Consider the following 17,573-nt stretch of genomic DNA (forward strand, 5'->3'; position numbering starts at 1 on the left):
TCGATTATTTAAAGTACTTTCGCTTCAGTTTTCAATAAGGATACAAGCTCTTTTACCTGATCTTCTGTTTCACCTTCCAACACCTTGCCTGCTTGTTTTTCAGGTGGTAGGAAGATTTCTGTCGTTTTTGTTTTTGGTTCAACATCATCTTCATCTAGATCTAGGTCATCAATCTCTAACTCTTCTAGCGGTTTCTTTTTAGCTTTCATAATCCCCGGTAATGAAGGATAGCGAGGTTCATTTAGACCTTGTTGACAAGTTACTAGAAGTGGCAATGAAGTTTCTACCTTCTCTACGTCCCCCTCCACATCACGTTCGATGTTAACGGTTTCACCATCAACCGAAATACTAGTAATTGTAGTAACACAAGGGATATCCAAACGTTCAGCCAATCGAGGACCCACTTGCCCGCTTGCCTCATCGATGGCTACATTTCCTCCTAAAATAATATCTATCTCTCGATCAGCAAAAAATGCTTCTAAAATTTTGACTGTTGAGAACTGGTCTCCGTCTTCTAAATCATCTTCCGTATTTATTAAGACCGCCTTATCTGCTCCCATTGCAAGGGCAGTACGCAGTTGTTTCTCAGATTCCTCTTCTCCAATTGTTACAACGGTAACTTCCCCACCGTGTTCATCCCTAAGATTAATCGCTTCCTCGACAGCGTATTCGTCGTAAGGGTTAATAATAAATTCTGCGCCATCCTCTTCAATACGCCCGCTATTAATCGAAATTTTTTCTTCAGTGTCAAAAGTACGTTTTAGTAATACGTAAATGTTCATTATGATTCCTCCTAATCTATTGGTCTTTAAATACTGGTTTCCTTTTCTCAATAAATGCCTGTATGCCTTCTTTAGCATCTTCGTTGCCAAAGACTTCACCAAACGCTGCTGCTTCAGCTTTGTTACCATCCGAAAACTGACCAGTGTGAGCATATGGAATTAATTTCATTATTTGATGAATAGCAGGACCGCTTTTGGCAGAGACCTGTGCAGCGAGTTTCTCCGCTGCTTCAAATAACTCTTCCACGGAAAAGCTCTGATTAGCAAGTCCGGCATCAACTGCTTCTTTGCCACTGATAGGAACGCCTGAAAGGATCATTTCATAAGCCTTCGCAGTACCAACATATCGAGGCAGGCGCTGTGAGCCTGCAAAACCAGGCAGAATTCCTAAGTTAAGCTCTGGTAACCCTAATTTTGCATCCTCTGCTACGTAGCGTATGTGACAAGCCATTGCAAGCTCTAGACCTCCTCCAAGTGCTGCGCCATGAATAGCAGCTATGATGGGGATGTGAAAGTTTTCCATACGGTTAAACAACTGTTGGCCTTTCCTTGAGAGCTGCTCAAAATCAGAGGCACCCTGTAACGATGTGAATTCCTTAATATCCGCACCTGCTGAGAAGAACTTATCCTTTCCTTTTATAAGGATAGCTTTAATGCTGTTATCTATCTCTACTTCATCAAGTACTTTAGATAAGTCATTTAATAGTGTACTAGATAAAGCATTAGCTGGAGGGCTTTGAATCGTAATTCGTGCAAGGTGGTTTTCTTTCTGTAAATAGACGGTAGACACTAGTATCACTCCTTTTACGATTTATGCAGTGCCAGTCCGTTGATAATAAAACTATGGACTTCTTTTGCTTGATCTCCTATGTCATAACGAAGGTCCTTCATAACCCAATTGGTTACCGCTTCATCCATCATGCCAAAGATAAGCTGACGAACGAGTTTCCGGTTTAAATCATCACGAAACAACCCCTCTTTTATTCCTTCTTCCAATATTTGATCAATCACAGCTAAATATTTCTTTAACACCTGATTAATCTTGGATCGTAATTCTTTATTGGATTGGCGAAGTTCAAGCTGTGTAACAATTGCTAAGTGATGATCGGCAGCCAGCTGCTCGAAATGAGTTTCCACCAGGGTAAGCAGTTTCTCTTCAGCTGTCTGCCTCGAAGTTGTTTCTTGCTCAATTCTTTCAATGAACTGTCCCATCTTATCCTGAAATAAAGAGATTAAAATATCCTCTTTATTTTTAAAATAGAGGTAAATGGTCCCATCAGCCACCCCCGCTTTTTTGGCGATTTTTGAAACTTGCGAAGAGTGGTACCCATTTTCAGCAATAACGACAACTGCTGCGTCGATAATCTGTTTATATTTTGGTTTGTCTTTTTTCATAAATTTCCCTGCCTTTATTGTGAAAATGAATGAATGGTCATTCATACCTCATATTACATATTTGTATTCATTCTGTCAACAATCTATGAAACTATGAGTTTTGCAGATTATTTTCTTTCAGCTTCCTATTCTCTTCGTCAACAAGTGTCCGGCGCAGGATTTTACCCACTGCTGTTTTAGGCAGTTCATCACGAAATTCATAAATACGCGGAACTTTAAAGGCTGCCATATGTTTACGGCAGAACTCATTCAATTCTTCCTCTGTTACGTTATGGTTCTTCTTTCTCACTATAAATGCTTTAACGGTTTCCCCTCGATAGGCGTCCGGCACTCCGATTATAACTGCTTCCTGGACTGATTCATGCTCGTAGAGGGTTTCTTCTACTTCACGAGGGTAAATATTGTAGCCTCCAGCAATAATCATGTCTTTCTTCCGGTCAACAACAAAGAAATAGCCATCTTCATCCATTCGCCCCATATCACCAGTACGGAACCACCCTTCTTCATTGAGTACTTGATCCGTGTCCTCTTTTCGGTTCCAATACCCTTTCATGACTTGCGGACCTTTTACGACGATTTCTCCTATCTCCCCTATCGGAACTTCTTCGCCCGCTTCCATACTGACAATCTTAGCCTCGGTATTAGGCCATGGTACTCCAATACTTCCGCTTATACGATTTCCCCAAATAAAATTTGAATGTGTTACAGGAGATGTTTCTGTTAAGCCATACCCCTCTACCAGTCTCCCTCCGGTAACGCTCTCAAAATCCTCCTGCACTTCAACGGGAAGCGGTGCTGATCCGCTAATACAAGCCTCGATTGACGAAAGATCATACTTTTTCAAGTCAGGATGATTTAAGAGGGCAATATAAATAGTTGGGGCACCCGGAAATAGGGAAGGCCTTTGCTTTTCAATCGTTTTTAGTACATTTCCTGGTTCAAATTTAGGCACTAAGATCATTTTTGACCCCATCATAACAGACAGATTCATGACAGAGGTCATCCCATAAACATGAAAGAATGGTAAGACGGCAAGCACTACTTCTTTCCCCTTTTCACACTTATACATCCATGTCATTGCCATCTGTGTGTTTACAACTAAATTATAGTGACTTAACATTACCCCTTTTGGAGACCCCGTTGTACCGCCTGTGTATTGTAACAGGGCTATATCCTCAACCGGATCAACTTCCACTGGAGATACTTGCCCACTGCTATTATCCAAAATATGTTTCCACAAATGAGTGTCGGATGATTGCTCAGGTTTAACGAGGACCTGGTGCTGCCGCTTTTGCACGAAAGGGTATAGTTTGTTTTTCGGAAAAGGGAGGTAATCCTTCACACCGGTAACGATAATATGTTCCAGAGAGGTGTTCGGTTTAACATTTGCCGCCTTCGGATATAAAATATCCAGACAGACAATCATCTTTGCATCAGAATCCTTCAATTGGTATTCAAGTTCTCGCTCCATATACAATGGGTTGGTCTGAACTACAATACCGCCAGCCATTAAGATCGCATAATAAGCGATCACCGACTGAGGACAGTTAGGCAGCATTACGGATACACGATCGCCTTTTTCTAACCCTAACTTCTGTAAGTAACTCGCAAAGCTTCGGGTCTCGTCAAAAATCTCCTGAAAGGTCATTTCCTTTCCCATGAAATAAAGCGCTTTCTTTTTGCCGTATAGCGTTGCGCTTTCCTCCAAGAAGCTGTGAAGCGGACGCTTATCATAGTCTACTGATGCAGGAATTTCAGGCGGATAATTTTTGAGCCAGGGACGTCGACCACTCTCCATAAGAAAACCTCCCTCTTTGTAATACTTTTATTATACCGTTATCGACTTAAAATTAAAAATATATAATTAAAATTTTGCAAATATTTACTTAAAAAAGCAAGTCCTTTCAAAAAGAACATGCTTATAACAAAACATATACAATCCCAATCACAATAAAAAGTGAAGCAATTACGATCAATACTTTTGCTAAAGTCTCCATACTTTTCCACCCTTCATATGATGTTAGCCCCGATGACATATGACAATCCTACTGAAATAATAAATGAAATAAAACCAACAGCCCGGTTATCTTCAGCAATCTCGTCATCAATTCTGAAGGAAGGAGTAAGAAATTCAAATATGAAGTATCCGATTAACAAAAGAATAAATCCGAACAACCCCCACCCCATAGTTTGGAGAAGGGAGTCATTCTCTTGAATGGAAAATCGAAAAATATTGGCAATGCCAAATATTTTTCCTCCGGTCGCCATAGCTACTGCTAAATTACCATTCTGAATTTCTCTCCAATTATTATACGTGGTTACTAATTCAAATACAGCCATAAATACAACAACACACAGAACTACAACACTATAGCTTGCTGCGGTTTCAATTAAGGCATGTTCCCAGAATCCTGTCATAACAAGCTCTCCCCTTGTACGAATTTACTTTAATTCAAGCACGGTAACCCCGCTGCCGCCTTCATTCATCCCGCCAGCTCGGTATGAGTCAATCTGGCGATGATTTTTCGCATAATTTTGGACAGCTGTTCTCAATGCGCCTGTTCCTTTCCCATGGATGATGGAAACACGCGGATAATTCGCCAATAATGCGTCATCAATATATTTTTCCAACTGATTTAAAGCCTCTTCGTAACGTTCCCCTCTTAGATCAAGTTCTGTTTTAACATGGTAGCCTTTCCCTTTCACAGTAGCCATCGGTTTTTCCTTATATGGTTGTTGAGCTTTTACAAACTCTAATTCGTTTCGTTTTGCCTTTACCTTCATCATGCCCACCTGGACCTGGTATTCATTGCTGTTGGTTTGCTCCAGTATAACCCCTTGCTGATTTAACGTAAGTAATTTCACTTCGTCACCAGCCTTTAACTCTTTATTTTCCTGTTTAGATACTGATTTCTTACTGGTGTTTTTCTTATTTGCCAGGTTTGGCGTGGTTTCATCCAATGCTTTTCTAGCTTCAATCAATTCGTGGTCTTTAATCTCAGCTTGGTGCTTCATTTGTCGAAGCTGATGAACAATCTCTTCGGATTCTTGCCTGGCTTTTTCGACTGCTTTCTCAGCTTTTGTTTCAGCCTTAGTATATAACCGTTCTCGTTTCTCCTCAAATTGTTTCCACTGCGTTTGCAAATCACGATACAATTCTTCTGCTTTTGTTAACGTTTCTTCCGCTTCATTGTAGTCTCTTTCCGCATTTCTCGTTGATTCTTCCAGTGAAGCAATCATATTCTCCACGCTTTGCGAATCAATTCCGACTTGCTGCTTAGCGGTTTCTATAATCGTTTCATCTAAGCCAAGCCTTCTTGAGATCTCAAACGCGTTACTGCGGCCCGGAACTCCGATAAGGAGGCGATAGGTCGGTTTTAGTGTCTGGATATCAAACTCTACGGAAGCGTTTGTAACTCCCTCCCTGTTGTAGCCATACGCTTTGAGTTCTGGATAGTGGGTCGTTGCAACCACCCGAGCCCTGCGACCAACAACCTCATCCAAAATGGACATGGCTAAGGCAGCACCTTCCTGTGGGTCTGTCCCTGCCCCTAACTCATCGAATAAAACTAAGGTGCGTTCATTGACATGCTTCAATATTTCCACAATATTAGTCATATGAGAGGAAAAGGTTGATAAGCTTTGTTCGATGGACTGCTCGTCCCCAATATCTGCATAAACCTGTTCGAACACAGCCAATTCGCACCCATCCATTGCAGGTACCTGGAGACCAGACTGGGCCATTAGTGTAAATAAGCCTAGCAGCTTCAAGGTAACTGTTTTACCTCCAGTGTTTGGCCCAGTAATGACAATTGAAGTAAAATCAACTCCCAATTCAATATCATTAGGGACAACTTCCTCCGGATCTATAAGGGGATGTCTTGCCTGTTTAAGACGAATGCGGCCTTCATCGTTCATAGTTGGCATAGCGCCTTTCATTTCACTGCCTAGTTTTGCCCGGGCAAACATAAAGTCAACATATGCAAGTATCTCAACATTGGAATAGAGGAAGGATTGCTCTTCAGATATAGCAGTAGACAAATCTGTTAATATACGCTCGACTTCCTGGCGCTCTTGTACTTTTGATTCTTGTAACTGATTATTTAAATCTACTACCACTTGTGGTTCGATGAATAAGGTTGCTCCTGATGCAGATTGATCGTGAACAATCCCACCTATGGAACCTCGATATTCTTGTTTTACAGGTAATACATAGCGTTCATTTCTAATCGTTACGATGGCATCTGATAACATATTCGTTTTCGACCTTGTGAAAGTCTCCATCTTATCACGGACACGACTTTCTGAGGTTCTAATTTTCGAGCGGATCGTTCTCAGTTTATCAGAAGCACCATCCATCACTCCCCCGTGCTCATCAATACAGGTTCTAATTTTCCTTTCTAGTTCTGTGAGAGGAACGATCCCTTCGACAAGGTCTCTCAAAATAGGCATATCATGTTCATCCAGCTCTTCAACAAATCGTTTCAGCTGCTTTCCCCCGTTTATCGTGCTGGCAATGTCAAGACATTCGATGGCACTAAGCACGCCTCCAATAGTTGTGCGCTGAATGCTCGGTTTAATATCGAAAATTCCGCCCAACGGAATGTATCCTTTTAGACGGATGACCTGGGCCGCTTCATCTGTCTCTTTTTGCCACTGTGTGACTTCCGCAAGTTCAGTTGAGGGTTTCAATGCAAGCGCACGTTCCTTACCAAGTGAGGAAGCTGCCTGTTCTGCTAATTGTTCAATAATTTTTTTATATTCTAAAACATGAAGGATTCGTTTGTTCATGTTAATAATTCTCCTTTATTCATAACTAATCCCTGCCAAGTCGTTTCATCAGCTGCTTTGTCGTCATTGTGTTTAGAACGGATTCCTTACGCAGCCACCCTTTTCTGGCGGAGCCTACGCCAATTTCCATATGGTCAAGCATTGGATAGCTATGGGCATCCGTATTAATGGCAATCGTTACACCAGCATCCTGTGCTTTCATTAACCATTCCCAGCTTAAGTCCAGACGATTAGGGTTCGCATTAAGTTCCAAAATAGTTCCCGTCTGCCGAGCCCCTTCAATTAACTTCTCTAATTGTACTTGATAACCAGATCTGCGACCAATTAATCGTCCAGTTGGATGAGCGATCATATCAACATGCGGATTTTGAAGCGCTGTGTTAAGCCGATGCATAATCTGATCTTCAGATTGATTAAAGCTGGAATGGATAGAAGCAATAACAAAGTCCATGTCTTTTAGAAAAGCGTCTTCGAAGTCTAATGAGCCATCTGGAAGGATATCCATTTCAACTCCGGCAAAAATATGGAAGCCTTCCATTTCATTATTAATTTTATCAATCTCCTGCCTTTGCATTCGCAAACGCTCTTCGTTTAACCCGTTAGCAATCCTTAAATACTTGGAATGATCTGTTATAGCGATGTAATCATATCCCATATTTTTGCTTCGTTCTGCCATTTCTCTAATTGATTGAGCCCCATCACTCCAAGTTGAGTGCATATGAAGGTCGCCGCGAATATCATTTGATTCAACAAAGGGGACAGATTCTTGGAATGCTTCAACTTCTCCTTTATTTTCACGTACTTCAGGAGGGATGTAGTGGAGTCCAAAATGATGAAAGAACTGTTCTTCTGTTTCAAAGGTCACCACTTCACCTGTCTCTGCGTTTTCTACTCCATATTCACTTATTTTTTCTTGCTTTTGCTTGGCCAGCTGTCTCATGGCTACATTGTGTTCCTTTGATCCGGTAAAATGGTGCAAGGTAGAAGCAAACTGTTTAGGCTCGACAATGCGAAAATCCACGCCTATATCATATCCTTCATCGACTATAATCGAAACTTTTGTATCACCGGAGGAAATGATTTCTTTTAATCCCGAGTAGGCCAGTAATTCTTCTTTCGTTTGTTCAGGATGTTTTGAAGCAATAATAAAATCGAGATCTTTAATCGTTTCTCGCTTTCTCCTTAAGCTTCCTGCTATAGAAAAGGTTCTTATCGTTTCACATTGATTCAAGAAGGCTTCAATTTTCTCTGCAATCGGCAGCATAAAAGAAATTGGAAGTCTTTCAGGCCTTGAACCATACTCCTCTAGCGTTTTCAATATTTTCTCTGCAGATTTCTTTCCAAAGCCTTCAAGCTGTTCTACTCTTCCTTCCTCAAGGGCTTCCTTCAGAGATTCAGCATCGGTTACTCCTAATTGTTGATAAAGCTTGGCAAGTTTCTTTCCACCTAAGCCCTGTATATCAAGCAGGGGAACTAAGCCCGCCGGTACCTCTGCCTGCAATTGTTTTAACGTTTCAGATTCACCTTCATCAACGTACTCTTGAATGACCGATGCAGTGCCTTTACCAATGCCTTTGATCTTAGTAAAGTCGTTGATTTCATTCAACGAATGGTCGTTTCTTTCTAATGCCTGAGCAGCTTTCCGGTAAGCTGATACTTTAAACGAATTTTCACCTTTCAATTCAAGATAAACTGCAATGGTTTCAAGTAATTGAATCACTTTCTTTTTATCAATTGTCATCTCCTTGTCCACCTTTCACATTTAAACAGTTGACGATACAAAGAAAAGGCCGCTATGAAATTTTCACAGCGACCTTTTCATAACTAGCAATTAATAGGTGAGCAGCCACATCAAACTTAACTGATCTTCCCTTCAACTTCGAATCACTCACATGTAAACCATGGAGTAACAATTCGTACTACTGCAGCAAGCTTATCATATGATCCACCCACATCGTTTTGATTTGACTGGATAGGATGGGAGTACTCTCAATAATAAACTGGGCTAAAAACGAACCGTCCAAAGCGTTCTGGACAACACTTAAAGGTACTAATGCCGCTATGTATAATAGAATAAACAAGAGAAAGTATCTTTCTACAAACCCTAAAATGCCGCCTAACAGGCTATTTATGGAACTGAGGACGGGTAGTTCTGCAACAAAGTCCAGCATAGAGGCAATAATCTGCAAGATAATTTTAACCCCAAAAAATAAAATAGCGAAGGCTGCAGCATTATAAAACGCTTGTTCTAAAGGCAGGTTTTCCGCAAATACTGCCCAGGTGGTTCCCTCAGGGAGTTCTGGGTAAGGAACCCACAAAATAAGTTTAGGTGCTAGATTGTCGTAATACATTACAGCGACGATAAAAGCGGCTATAAATCCTATCAGATGAAATAACTGAAGGATAAACCCCCTTCGAATGCCTACCATAACGCCAAAGAATAAAATAATCAAAAGCAATATATCAATCATGTTAGTCGTCGTCCTCTTTCTCTATCTTGTCAATATAATTCATTAATTCCGTACACTCTTCTTTAAGTTTAATATATTCATTCATTGTATTAACCGCTGTCAGGACTGCAAGTTTAGATGTATCTAAACTTGGATTAGCCTCATGTATTTCACGCATTTTCTGATCCACAAGACTAGATACCATGCGGATATGGTGCGGCTCTTCATGTCCAACAATAGTGTACGAGCGATTGTTAATCTCAACGGTGATTCTTCTTCTATTTTTATCTGATTGGGACACATCCATACCCCCTTGATTCTCAAGTCCTAAGCATAATAGTAACATGAAGCTGAACATTTGGGAAACCAAAAAGTATTATTAACTCTGTTCTGTTCATGTTTCTAATTTGCTATACTAATTTTATACTTTTTCAATAGAAGGGACTTAACTATGTCACAAGTTGTTCTAACCTTACCTAAAGAAAAACTTCAGGAAATGCAAAGTTATTATAAACAAAGTCTAAAAGCCACACCACAGAATGCTGCCTTTGCAGCGAAAACACCAAATTGTACAATCACAGCTTACAATTCTGGAAAAGTGCTCTTCCAGGGAAAAGCTCCGCAACAGGAATCCAATAAATGGGGGAATTCTACCGCTCAAAACTCTTCTGAAAAGTCAGCACCAAAACCCACTCATCGATTTCATCCTGATAAAGCGTTGTTTACACAATCTCATATCGGGTCAGATGAAGCCGGAACGGGAGACTTCTTCGGTCCAATAACCGTTGCAGCAGCGTATGTAAAAGAGCATCAAATTGGCCAATTGAAAGCAATCGGGGTAAAAGATTCAAAACATCTCAGTGACAAACAAATCACGCACATCGCTAAACAAATCGTAGAAATGAATATTCCATACAGCCTTTTGCGCTTAGATAATTTGAAATATAATCAATGGCAGGAAAAGGGCTGGACACAAGGTAAAATGAAGACAATGCTTCACCATAAAGCACTAGAAAGCTTACTTGTAAAAGTAGCACCCGAGCAGCCGGCTATTCTTGTTGACCAATTCTCTCAGCCAGACGTTTATGCAAAACACTTAAACTCTGAACGCAAACAGCTCCAGAAGGACATATTTTTTATGACCAAAGCGGAAAGCTATTCCACATCTGTTGCTGTTGCTTCAATCATTGCCAGATCGAGCTTCGTTAAAGCGATGAATCAAATTGAGATGGACACGGGGCTACCTGTCCCTAAAGGGGCATCAGGAGCCGTCGACAAAGCTGCAGCAAAGATTATAACCATTTACGGAGAAGATAAACTACGCGAAATTGCCAAGATACATTTTGCTACTTTAGAGAAAGCCCGAAAATTAACGTAACAACAAACAAAAGGGGCTGGGACATAACTAGCCTGAAATAATAAAAAAGGTTCCGATCATCGGTTTTTGATGATCGGAACCTTTTTTTATTGAATGAGGAAAGTTATTGGCCTTACTCTGCTGCCTTTGAGCGGTGTACTTTCTCAAGTTCACCGCCATGAAGGCAAATCCTAATTCATTCTTCACACTCTCCTGACCCCTTACGGACATTCGAGTGAAACGCAAATTAGCCTTCAGAAATCCAAAAAATGGTTCTACATCGACTTTACGTTTACCATAAAGTTCGCCCATTTTCTCTTCTGAAAGCAGTTCTCTGACCATATGTTTTTGTTCTTCCCATTTTTCATTGTAATAGATCTTGCGATTGTTGCCTTCTTTAGCCTTGGTACATTGACTACGGAGAGGGCAACCGGAACAGTCTTCACACTCGTACACCTTAAACTTCCGGACAAAGCCATAACGATCAGTCTTGTGGGAAAAATACCGGAACGTCAGTTGTTTTCCGTTCGGACAAATGAATGCATCATCTTCTTCGCTGTACTCCCAATTGGCTGAATGAAATGCCTTCTTTTTAAAACTTTTCTTCTTCTCTTTGCGGTACGTATTGTACGTGATCAATGGCGTGCGCTTGCGATTCTCCTGGACTTCTTCATAATTTTCTTCGCTTCCATACCCACTATCGGCGACAAGATGATCGGGTAGTTCAAAGAAGTGTTGTTCGATGTGATCCAGGAAAGGAAGGAACGTGCGCGTATCCGTTGGGTTCGGAAAAACATCATAAGCGAGCGCATATTGGCCTTCGGTCGCCACCTGTATATTATAACCGGCTTTCAGTTGCCCGTTCTTCATATAATCATCTTTCATTCGCATAAACGTGGCGTCATGGTCGGTCTTGGAATAACTGTTTCGTTCTCCAAAGATTTCCGTGTCGCTTTCGTATTTCTGCTTGCGCGCCGCAAAATCCTGAAACTGTTTATGGGATTGCTTTGGCTCTTTGCGCTCGGAACGAAGTTGTTTCCGTTCGCTCACTTCTTCGCTCTCTTCGATTTTCTGGCTCCATTCTTCGACCTTTTCTTCCAACCTTTCAGCTATATCTGTAAGCTCTTTGACCGATAATTCTTCCGGATTTTCCCGTACGATTTCTGGGATGATTTCCTTTTCAACCAATTCATCATACATGCGGTTGGACTTTTCGATCAGATTGGCGTTGTAATTTTCCACAGCCTTACGCCAGACAAATGTAAACTTATTGGCATTGGCTTCAATCTTGGTTCCATCGATGAAAATCGCTTCGTCATCAATCAACTCTTCCTGAACAAGTTGGCAACGGAACTGGACAAAGCACTCACGGAGGAGGGCTTGCACGTCGGGGTGGACACGGAATCGATTAATGGTTCGATAGCTCGGTTCATAACCTTGAGCTAACCACATCATGCGGACACTATCTTGGAGAAGCGCTTCGATTTTCCTTCCGGAGAAAACCGATTGCGTGTAGGCGCATACAATGATTTTCATCATCATTCGGGGATGGTAAGCCGGACAGCCCGTCTTCCGTAAGAAAGCAGCGAAGGCTTCGTTTGGAATCTGTTCGACTAGATCGTGGACGGCATAGGCGATATCATTTTCTTGGAGTTTCATTTCTAAATCCAGGGGCAAAATCACTTGATTCATGTTATACTGTTTAAACATAAGGACACCTCCGATGGTTATTGTGTGGTAACTATAATTTTATCAGAGTGTGTCCTTATTTTGTTTTCAAAATAGAATTTATTTAGATTAAAATAAAAGAGTAGCCCGCCGAACAAAAACTTTGTTCGGCGGGCTACTCTTCGTTTAGGAGACTGGGTTTTGTCCCACCCTCTTTGTTACGCTCTACTACTTACGAACTAACCACGCAGTTCAGCACGATGAGTTTGCTTAACAGCATCAAGAATTTGATTATGAGCTTCTTCCACTTCTTTATCCTTTAATGTTCGTTCAGGATTTAAATACACTAAATTAAAGGCCAATGATTTCTTTCCATCGTCAAGATGGTCGCCCTGGTAAACGTCAAAGACTTGCACAATTTGAATGAGTGGATCTCCTGCTTCGACAATCGTCTTTTCAATTTCAGCCGCAGGAATAGATTCTTCAACAACTAAGGCGATGTCACGACTCACTTCTGGGTATTTAGGTATCGGTCGGAAACCTTCAACTTTCGTGTACATGTTGAAGAGCTCCTCAACATTCAGATCAAACACATACGTCTCTTTTAACCCCATTTCCTTCTGGAGTTTCGGATGAACTTGCCCCAGGAATCCAAGCGTTCTCTCCCCAGATTTAATGATAGCTGTCCTTCCGGGATGCATATGCTCAATTTTTCCTTTTTCAAATGAAACAGACAGATCCAGCTTAGCAGCCAGCCCCTCTACAATTCCTTTAACGACGAAAAAATCAACTGGCTTCTTCTCTTGCTGCCATAGATGACTTACCCATTCACCTGTTAATGCTCCTGATGCTCGCAGTGTTTCAACAGGCTGTTTTGTAACACGTTCTTCTTCGTTGATGAAAACTTTCCCAATCTCATAATAGCCCAGGTTATTTTGTTTACGTGCAGTATTATAGGCTAGAGATTGAAGCATTTCAGGGAGTAAGCTTAATCGAAGATGACTATGGTCTTCACTCATGGGCATAGCCAATTTGACAGGATGATTGGCCTGATTAGCAATTTCCTCGCTTACAAGCATGGCGGCTCTTGATTCACTAGTAAGTGAATACGTAATAGCCTCATTTAAACCTGCTCCTTCAAAGTATGTCTTGATGTCACGCTTTAACTTTTGAATTCGCGATAGCCCGCCTGCTTGTGAAGCACCTTGCGGGAGAGTGTACGGCAGATGATCATACCCGTAGATACGAGCTATCTCTTCAAGCATATCTTCAAACTGGGTCACGTCTCCCCGTCTCGTCGGTACAGAAATATCAAAATTATCCCCGGAGTTAGTAAATGTAAACTGAAGACGCTTTAGGATATCGGCAATCTCTTGATTAGAAATATCTGTTCCTAACCGTTCATTTATGCGCTGTGACTGCACGGTGACTTCTCGCTCAGTCCGATCTAGTTGATCAAAGCTAACTACTCCAGAAAGAACACTGGCTCCTGTGTATCTTTCTAAAAGTTCACAGGCTCGTTTGCCGGCTCGTTCTACCCGATTTGGATCCACACCTTTCTCAAAACGGGTGCTTGATTCACTACGCAGGCCGTGATCCTTAGAAGACTGCCTCACAACAGCAGGGTCAAAATAAGCAGCTTCAAGCAAAATCGTTGTCGTGTTCTCGTTAACTTCGGATTCGGCCCCTCCCATTACTCCTGCAATAGCCTGAGGTTTCGTTCCGTTTGTAATGACTAAATGATCAGTTGTTAATGTCCTTTCCTGATCATCTAATGTCACAATTGTTTCACCATCTTCTGCTTTACGAGTCACGATTTCTTTGGACCCGAAACGGTCGTAGTCAAAGGCGTGAAGCGGCTGTCCATATTCAAGCAGCACATAGTTTGTGATGTCCACTACATTATTGATTGGGCGGATGCCAGCGGCTGTTAACTTATTTTGCATCCATAACGGAGACTTCCCTACATTTACATCTTTGATTATGAAAGCACCATAATAAGGATTGGCCTCTTGATCTTGAACTGACACAGAAAGATACTCTGATGCTTTCTCTGAAACAGGATGGACTTCTTCTCCAGCCAATTTATACTCACGATCCAGAGCAGCTGCCACTTCATAAGCTACCCCAGCCATACTTAGACAGTCTGCCCTGTTTGGCGTTAGCCCAAGTTCGATGATCATATCATCCAGATTCAGCAATGATACAGCATTTTCACCTGCTTGCACATCCTCAGGAAAAACAAATATCCCATTCTGGTATTCTTTGGGAACATCCTTTTCATCTACACCTAATTCTTGTAAGGAACAAACCATCCCGTTTGATTCTTCGCCACGAAGGTTGGTTTTCTTTATTTTAAAATTGCCCGGCAGTACTGCTCCTGGAACAGCAACCGGAACATACTGACCTTGTGCTATATTAGGAGCACCACAAACAATCTGTAATGTTTCTGTTCCTACGTCAATTTGACATAGTGACAATTTATCTGCATTTGGGTGTTGCTCACATGAAGTAACATAGCCGACAACAACCCCTTTAACTTCTTCCGCAACAGGTTCTACACTCTCTACTTCTATGCCTGTTTTCGTTATAATTTCAGCAAGGTCTTCCGGCTGATAATCGCGAACATCAATATATTCATTTAGCCAATTTAAGGATACTAACATTTCCTTAACCTCCCTACGCTTTATGGTATTGTTTTAAAAATCGTTGATCGTTTGTATAGAAATGACGAATATCATCCACGCCATACTTCAGCATTGCAATTCGTTCTGGTCCCATTCCAAAGGCAAAGCCGGAGTATTCATCTGGATCGTACCCCGCCATTTCAAGTACATTAGGGTGCACCATGCCAGCCCCCAGAATTTCGATCCATCCTGTTCCTTTACAAACAGAACATCCGCTTCCCCCGCACATTTTACAGGAAATATCCATCTCTACTGAAGGTTCAGTAAACGGGAAGAAACTAGGGCGCAGCCTGATTTCCCGCTCGGCTCCAAACATTTGCTTAGCAAATGCATCCAGCACTCCTTTTAAATCGCTCATTCGTACATGTTTATCAACTAGCAATCCTTCTATTTGAGTAAACTGATGGGAGTGGGTCGCGTCATCTGTATCTCGGCGATACACTTTTCCTGGGCAAATCATACGTACAGGTTCTGATCCATTTTTCTGCCCCATCGTTCTCGCCTGTACGGGAGACGTGTGGGTTCTAAGTAAAAGTTCCTCAGTAATGTAAAACGAATCTTGCATATCGCGAGCCGGGTGACCCTTAGGCAGATTCAGTGCTTCAAAATTGTAATAATCTGTTTCCACTTCAGGTCCCTCTTTAATTTCAAAACCCATTCCGATAAACAAATCTTCAATTTCCTCTACAATTGAAGTTAACAAATGAGGCCCGCCAACTTGGATAGGACGTCCCGGCAATGTCACATCAATACTTTCCGCCTCTAGTTGTTTCTCAAGTGCCTCGTCTTCAAGGCGGGTTTGCTTAGATTCGATTGCATGGGCTATCTCTTCTCGAACATCATTTGCAAGCTGACCGATAATCGGGCGCTCCTCTTTAGAGAGCTTCCCCATCCCTCGCAATACTTCTGTAATTGGGCCTTTCTTGCCTAAGTATTCTACACGAATATCTTTAAGGGCTTGCACTTCTTCGGAATGTTGGACTTTACTTAATGCTTCTTGCTTCAATTCCTGTAAACGTTCCTTCATGGATTGCTCCTCCTTCAATATCAAAATAAAAAAAGCCTCGTCCCTTATAAAAAATAAAAAGGGACGAGACTTATTCAATCGTTTCGCGGTACCACCCTTGTTGACACATCCGTTGTGCCCACTCAAGTTCTTAGATAACGGATTTGAATCCGGTACACCTGTCACAGGTGCCAGCTCCAGAGTTGAAATTTCAATAATGGCCACGATAGAAATGCTTTCAGTCTAAGGCATTTCTTCCCTCAATCGATGCTGCCCTTATTTACTTGGCTCCTTCTTCACTATTTACTATATAACTGTTCATTAATTATAGAGAAAGACAATGAGTTATGCAAGCCTATCCTTTTAAATGATACATTAAAATGCCAGCAGCGATTGCCACATTTAATGACTCTGCCCTGCCATAAATCGGGATATAGACTCTCTCACTAGCATAAGATAACAATTCATCTCGAACACCCTGCCCCTCATTACCGACAATTAGAGCAGCTTTCTCAGGCTGCGGTACCTTTTTATAAGGCTCAGCATCCTGAAGAGCCGAGGCCCAAACTGTAACACCGGCAGCCTTCAGATCTCGTATAACTTCTTGTAATTCTCCTTGATAAATCGGGATATGAAATAACGACCCTTGCGTTGAGCGGATCGTCTTTTCATTAAGAGGATCCACGCATCCTTCTCCAATCACGACATGATTAAAACCAGCCGCATCAGCCGTGCGAATTAACGTGCCGAGGTTCCCCGGGTCTTGCACAGCATCAATGATCAATGTCAAAGCTTGAGACTGGAAGGATTCAACTTTTCGCTCAACTACCGCTGCGATTCCTTGCGGAGTTTGCGTTTGCGAGATAGCCTGAAACACTTGCTCGCTTACATCAGTAACTGGCAATTCTGAGCCCGGAACAAAAGATTCCCCTTCTCTCCTTATTAGTTCTACTACTTTCCAGTCACTTTTTTGTGCCTCCTCTACCAAATGGCGGCCTTCGACTAGAAATGTTCCGGTTCTCTCTCTAAACTTGCGCTTATGTAACTTTTTCCATTCTTTCACTTTTGAATTACTAACAGATGTTAACATATTTTGGTTTCCCTCGTTTAAATTGAAGTTTTCTTTAATCATACATAGCTTATTCTCATTTGGTCAAACTAAACATAATTCAAAAGTGGAGGTAGACAATAAATGGACTTAAACTTAAGAAAAGCAATCCTTTCTAACGTTTCAGGACACAATACGGAGCAGCTTGAAGCTACGATTGTCGACGCTGTACAAAACGGCGAAGAAAAGATGCTCCCTGGTCTTGGCGTTCTATTTGAAATGATTTGGAAAGAAGCTAACGAAGGTGATAAACAGGAAATGCTTGAAACCTTAGAACAAAGTCTGCAAAAGCAAGCATAAAAGCCACCCCTTTGGGGATGGCTTTTTTT

General features: G+C 41.6%; 15 protein-coding genes. 2 read left to right on the forward strand and 13 right to left on the reverse strand.

Translation table 11 applies throughout. From position 1 onward, the window contains the following. Nucleotides 1–8: 8 nt before the first annotated feature. From B5354_RS19585 to zapA, 9 genes are all read right to left on the reverse strand, one after another. Nucleotides 9–782, reverse strand: coding sequence for an electron transfer flavoprotein subunit beta/FixA family protein (locus tag B5354_RS19585; RefSeq protein WP_079530465.1), 774 nt, complete (start codon nucleotides 780–782; stop codon nucleotides 9–11). A gap of 16 nt (nucleotides 783–798) precedes the next feature. Further along, on the reverse strand, nucleotides 799–1,572 hold the full coding sequence (locus B5354_RS19590) for an enoyl-CoA hydratase (RefSeq protein WP_079530466.1): 774 nt from the start codon (nucleotides 1,570–1,572) through the stop codon (nucleotides 799–801). A gap of 14 nt (nucleotides 1,573–1,586) precedes the next feature. Further along, complete coding sequence (locus B5354_RS19595; protein ID WP_079530648.1) at nucleotides 1,587–2,177, reverse strand: fatty acid metabolism transcriptional regulator FadR; 591 nt, start codon at nucleotides 2,175–2,177, stop codon at nucleotides 1,587–1,589. Nucleotides 2,178–2,268: 91 nt separating this feature from the next. Further along, nucleotides 2,269–3,975: a long-chain-fatty-acid--CoA ligase gene (locus B5354_RS19600; protein ID WP_079530467.1), complete on the reverse strand. Its 1,707-nt coding sequence runs from the start codon at nucleotides 3,973–3,975 to the stop codon at nucleotides 2,269–2,271. Between the two features lie 212 nt (nucleotides 3,976–4,187). Next, nucleotides 4,188–4,595 carry a DUF350 domain-containing protein gene (locus B5354_RS19605; protein ID WP_079530468.1) on the reverse strand — a complete coding sequence of 136 codons (408 nt, stop codon included), beginning with the start codon at nucleotides 4,593–4,595 and terminating at the stop codon, nucleotides 4,188–4,190. Between the two features lie 24 nt (nucleotides 4,596–4,619). Further along, nucleotides 4,620–6,968: an endonuclease MutS2 gene (locus B5354_RS19610; protein ID WP_079530469.1), complete on the reverse strand. Its 2,349-nt coding sequence runs from the start codon at nucleotides 6,966–6,968 to the stop codon at nucleotides 4,620–4,622. Between the two features lie 25 nt (nucleotides 6,969–6,993). Beyond that, nucleotides 6,994–8,709, reverse strand: coding sequence for a DNA polymerase/3'-5' exonuclease PolX (polX, locus tag B5354_RS19615; RefSeq protein WP_079530470.1), 1,716 nt, complete (start codon nucleotides 8,707–8,709; stop codon nucleotides 6,994–6,996). Nucleotides 8,710–8,887: 178 nt separating this feature from the next. Continuing rightward, nucleotides 8,888–9,439, reverse strand: coding sequence for a CvpA family protein (locus B5354_RS19620; RefSeq protein WP_079530471.1), 552 nt, complete (start codon nucleotides 9,437–9,439; stop codon nucleotides 8,888–8,890). Between the two features lies 1 nt (nucleotide 9,440). Next, entirely contained in the window at nucleotides 9,441–9,725 is a 285-nt protein-coding gene (gene zapA, locus B5354_RS19625) for a cell division protein ZapA (RefSeq protein ID WP_390307260.1), read from the reverse strand. Nucleotides 9,726–9,869: 144 nt separating this feature from the next. Here zapA and rnhC point away from each other — a divergent pair, with 144 nt between their 5' ends. Beyond that, entirely contained in the window at nucleotides 9,870–10,796 is a 927-nt protein-coding gene (gene rnhC / locus B5354_RS19630; protein WP_079530473.1) for a ribonuclease HIII, read from the forward strand. Between the two features lie 27 nt (nucleotides 10,797–10,823). Here rnhC and B5354_RS19635 read toward each other — a convergent pair whose 3' ends face one another. The 4 genes from B5354_RS19635 to B5354_RS19650 form a co-directional block, all read right to left on the reverse strand. Next, complete coding sequence (locus B5354_RS19635) at nucleotides 10,824–12,485, reverse strand: IS1182 family transposase (protein ID WP_245029576.1); 1,662 nt, start codon at nucleotides 12,483–12,485, stop codon at nucleotides 10,824–10,826. Nucleotides 12,486–12,682: 197 nt separating this feature from the next. Next, complete coding sequence (gene pheT / locus B5354_RS19640; RefSeq protein ID WP_079530474.1) at nucleotides 12,683–15,109, reverse strand: phenylalanine--tRNA ligase subunit beta; 2,427 nt, start codon at nucleotides 15,107–15,109, stop codon at nucleotides 12,683–12,685. 13 nt (nucleotides 15,110–15,122) lie between these two features. Further along, nucleotides 15,123–16,157, reverse strand: coding sequence for a phenylalanine--tRNA ligase subunit alpha (gene pheS, locus B5354_RS19645; RefSeq protein ID WP_079530475.1), 1,035 nt, complete (start codon nucleotides 16,155–16,157; stop codon nucleotides 15,123–15,125). A 334-nt stretch (nucleotides 16,158–16,491) separates the two neighbouring features. Then, on the reverse strand, nucleotides 16,492–17,226 hold the full coding sequence (locus B5354_RS19650; RefSeq protein ID WP_079530649.1) for a TrmH family RNA methyltransferase: 735 nt from the start codon (nucleotides 17,224–17,226) through the stop codon (nucleotides 16,492–16,494). Between the two features lie 102 nt (nucleotides 17,227–17,328). Between B5354_RS19650 and sspI the strand changes: the two genes are divergently transcribed. Further along, nucleotides 17,329–17,544 (forward strand): small acid-soluble spore protein SspI, encoded by a 216-nt coding sequence (gene sspI / locus B5354_RS19655; protein ID WP_079530476.1) that lies wholly within the window; start codon nucleotides 17,329–17,331, stop codon nucleotides 17,542–17,544. Nucleotides 17,545–17,573: the final 29 nt, after the last annotated feature.

The organism is Halobacillus hunanensis, from assembly GCF_900166655.1.
Classification (GTDB): domain Bacteria; phylum Bacillota; class Bacilli; order Bacillales; family Halobacillaceae; genus Halobacillus_A; species Halobacillus_A hunanensis.